The organism is Sphingomonas sp. Ant20 (assembly GCF_000783375.1).
GTDB lineage: Bacteria > Pseudomonadota > Alphaproteobacteria > Sphingomonadales > Sphingomonadaceae > Sphingomonas > Sphingomonas aerolata.
Map to the genome: position 1 here is coordinate 1 of NZ_JRVI01000262.1, position 3,721 is coordinate 3,721.

Here is a 3,721-nt window from a genome sequence, read left to right on the forward strand (position 1 = left end):
GGCTGCCCGGGGGTGCGCGCGCGCTGATGCGCCTGCGCCCTCCGGTGGCATTCCGCCGATCGCGCGGCTGCTCGGGCTGTCGGGGCTGTTGCCGCAGATCGGCGCGGTCGCGCTGCTGCTCGGCAACGACCCTGCGAGCCGATTTTCCGCGCTGGCGGTCGCCTATGCCTATGCCGCGCTGATCCTCAGCTTTCTCGGCGGGCTGTGGTGGGGGCTGGCCGCGCGCACCGAGGGGGCGCCGCGCTGGCTGTGGTTCGCGAGCGTGGCACCGTCGCTGATCGCACTGGTGACCGCCTGGCCGTGGATGGTCGGGCTGCGCTGGCCGGGGCCGTCGCTGGTGGTGCTCGGAATCAGCCTGAGCGGCGCGCTGCTCGTCGATCGGGCGCTGGTCCGCGCCGGCATCGCGCCACCGGGGTGGATGGCGCTGCGCGTGCCGCTGTCGCTGGGGCTCGGTGTCCTGACCCTCACGGCGGCGGCACTATAGGCCGGTCCGGCTCAGGCCGCCTTGCGCAGGTCCAGACGGCTCCAGATCTCGACCAGCGCGTCGGTCAGTTCGCGCATCATCGCCTCGGTATGCGCGGGGCCGGGCGTGAAGCGCAGCCGCTCGGTACCGCGCGGCACGGTCGGATAGTTGATCGGCTGGACGTACACGCCGTATTCGGCGAGCAGCACGTCGCTGATCTTCTTCGCCTTGACCGGATCGCCGACCATCAAGGGCACGATATGCGTGTCGCCGATCATCACCGGCAGCCCGGCATCCTTCAGCATCGCCTTCAGCATCGCCGCCGACGCCTGCTGCCCGTCGCGCTCGACGCTCGACGCCTTGAGATGCCGGACGCTGGCGAGCACGCCCGCGACGAGCACCGGCGACAGCGAGGTCGTGAAGATGAACCCCGGTGCATAGCTGCGGATCACATCGACGATCGTGCGATCGGCGGCGATATAGCCGCCCATCACGCCGAACGCCTTGCCGAGCGTGCCCTCGAGGATCGTGATCCGGTGCGCGACCTGGTCACGCTCCGAAATGCCGCCGCCGCGCGCGCCGTACATCCCGACCGCATGGACTTCGTCGCAATAGGTCAGCGCGTTGTAGCGATCGGCGAGATCGCAGATCGCCGAGATCGGCGCGATGTCGCCTTCCATCGAATAGACGCTCTCGAACGCGATCAGCTTCGGCGCGCTCGGGTCTTCGGCAGCGAGCAGTTCCTCGAGATGCGCGAGGTCGTTGTGCCGGAACACGCGCTTCTCGCAGCCCGAATTGCGGATGCCCGCGATCATCGACGCGTGGTTCAGTTCGTCCGAAAAGATGATGCAGCCCGGCAGGACCTTGGCGAGCGTCGCCAGCGTCGCCTCGTTCGAGACATAGCCGCTGGTGAACAGCAGAGCCGCTTCCTTGCCGTGCAGGTCGCGAGTTCGCCTTCCAGGTCGACATGGTAATGCGTGTTGCCGCCGATGTTGCGCGTGCCGCCGGAGCCGGCACCGACATTGTGCAGCGCCTCTTCCATCGCGGCGATCACCTTGGGGTGCTGGCCCATGGCGAGGTAATCGTTCGAGCACCAGACGGTGATCGGCTTGGGTCCGTTATGCCCGGCAAAGCAGCGTGCGTTCGGAAACGCGCCCTTGTTGCGCAGGATATCGATGAAGACGCGGTAGCGGCCCTCGGCATGGAGGCGGTCGATCGCCTGCGTGAAGACGCGCGAATAATCGACTCGTGGGCCCGCAATGCGTCGGCCGTCGTGGAGACATCCGTAATCATGACCTGGGGCACTACGCCTCGCTTTCCGTCTAATCCAGCGTAATACCGTTGTTACGGTGATCGCTTTCCTCGTCCTTGTAGAACATTGCCATGCTGCGCGCATGACGCAAGCGGGCATATTGTCCCAAGCCGCGCGTCAGAGCTGCTCCATCCGGGTGAACCCGTGCCGGGCCATCGCGGGGGCGAGCGCCTGCTCGTCGGGGCCGAGTCGCGTGAAGACCGCGACCCCTTCGCCGGCGCCGGCCCAGGACTGACCCTGCATCAGGTGGACGATCCGGCGGGCGATGCCGGGGCCGCCATCGACGAAGCGGATGTCCCGCGTCCCGGCCGCGACGGCCAGTTCGGGGGCGACCAGTGGAAAATGCGTGCAGGCGTTGACGATCACGTCGATCGCCTCGCCGCCGGGTTGCGCAAACAGGCCGTCGAGGACGGCGGCATAGCGATCGGGCGCGACCGCGCGGCCGTGGAGCTTGGCCTCCGCCATCTCGACCAGCGCCGCCGAGCCGTAGCGCAGGACGGTGCAGTCGGCCGCGAACCGCGCCGCGAGATCGTCGACATAGACCTGGCGCACCGTCGCTTCGGTGCCCAGCACGCCGATCGTCCGCGTCACCGACAGCGCGGCGGCGGGCTTGATCGCGGGGACCGTGCCGACCACCGGCAGGTCGAGCGCGGCGCGCACCACCGGCAGCGCGATCGTCGACGCGGTGTTGCACGCGATCACGATCAGCCGCGGCCGATACCGCTCCGCCAGCCGCCCGAGCAGCACCGGCACGCGCGCGGCGATCTCCGCCTCGCTCTTGGTGCCATAGGGAAAGCCGGCCGAGTCGGCGGCATAGACGAACGGCGCGTCCGGCAGGGCAGCGCGCGCAGGGCCGACGATCGACAAGCCGCCGACGCCGGAATCGAAGAACAGGATGGGGCGAACGTTCATCACCGCGCCTTAGGCGGTATCGATGGCGGGTGACAGCCTGGCGGGAGGGCCGAAGGTTGGCAGGGGTGTCGCCCGTCGCCCGCACGGCGCTTCCGCCGCCCGCGCTACGGTATCCGCCCCCCTTCTTCCGTCATCCTGACGAAAGTCAGGATCCAGAGTTGCGAGCGTCGTCCTGCGTGGCTCTGGATCCTGACTTTCGTCAGGATGACGGGATGGATGTCGGGGGCATTTGCCGTCCGCCGCGGGTCGTTTATAGCGGGGCGGAATGGGGGAGCTTTCTTGCAGACGGACATATTCTGGGTCGCGCCGACGCTCTCGCTGACGCTCGGCTACCTGCTGGGGTCGATCCCGTTCGGCGTCATCCTGACGCGGCTGGGCGGCGCGGGCGATCTGCGGACGATCGGATCGGGCAATATCGGTGCGACCAACGTGCTGCGGACCGGGCGCAAGGGCCTTGCCGCGGCGACGCTGCTGCTCGACATGGCCAAGGGTCTGGTCGCGGTGCTGCTGGTCGCGCATCTGTTTCCCGGCAACGCGCTGCTCGCGGCGGCCGGCGCCTTTATCGGCCATTGCTACCCGGTCTGGCTGTGGTTCCGCGGCGGCAAGGGCGTCGCGACGCTGATGGGAATCGTCGTCGCGCTCCACTGGCCGCTCGGGCTGGTCTATGCGGCGGTGTGGCTAGGCCTGCTCGGCACGCTGCGGATCTCGTCGGTCGCGGGCATCGCCGCGGCGTTCAGCGCACCGCTCGCCGCCGCGCTGTTCGGGCGCACGGATCTCGTCCTGCTGCTCCTCGCGCTCGCGCTGATCGTCGGGTGGAAGCACCGTGAGAACGTCCAGCGGCTGCTCGCCGGGACCGAGCCGCGGATCGGTGGCACCAGCCGGCCGCGCGGTGGCTGACACCGCGGTCGCCAGACTTCGGCTCATCCGTACGACCGGGATCGGACCGGTCACCTATCGCCAGCTGATCGCGCGGTTCGGCAGCGCGCAGGCCGCGATCGACGCGCTGCCGACGCTGCACGCCCGCGGCGGGCGCG

The 3,721-nt window shown here is 69.1% G+C and carries 3 protein-coding genes and 2 pseudogenes; 3 read left to right on the forward strand and 2 right to left on the reverse strand.

The window, feature by feature from the left end; genetic code table 11:
- The first annotated feature begins 88 nt into the window (after positions 1 to 88).
- Entirely contained in the window at positions 89 to 484 is a 396-nt protein-coding gene (locus NI18_RS19890; protein ID WP_347574894.1) for a DUF3429 domain-containing protein, read from the forward strand.
- An 11-nt stretch (positions 485 to 495) separates the two neighbouring features.
- Here the strand turns inward: NI18_RS19890 and hemA are convergent.
- Together hemA and murI are read right to left on the reverse strand one after the other, a co-directional pair.
- Positions 496 to 1,724: pseudogene (gene hemA, locus NI18_RS19895) on the reverse strand (5-aminolevulinate synthase).
- A gap of 168 nt (positions 1,725 to 1,892) precedes the next feature.
- A complete protein-coding gene (gene murI, locus NI18_RS19900; RefSeq protein WP_037532727.1) occupies positions 1,893 to 2,687 on the reverse strand; it encodes a glutamate racemase in 795 nt (264 codons plus the stop codon).
- Positions 2,688 to 2,966: 279 nt separating this feature from the next.
- Between murI and plsY the strand changes: the two genes are divergently transcribed.
- Entirely contained in the window at positions 2,967 to 3,584 is a 618-nt protein-coding gene (gene plsY / locus NI18_RS19905) for a glycerol-3-phosphate 1-O-acyltransferase PlsY (RefSeq protein WP_037532730.1), read from the forward strand.
- Positions 3,577 to 3,721, forward strand: a pseudogene (locus NI18_RS24760) (DNA-protecting protein DprA); the annotation flags it as partial. The gene plsY and the pseudogene NI18_RS24760, both read left to right, overlap by 8 nt.

Coding starts and splice junctions, on each gene's coding strand:
- murI (WP_037532727.1), bottom strand. CDS start 2,687: ATGAACGTTCGCCCCATCCTGTTCTTCGATTCCGGCGTCGGCGGCTTG.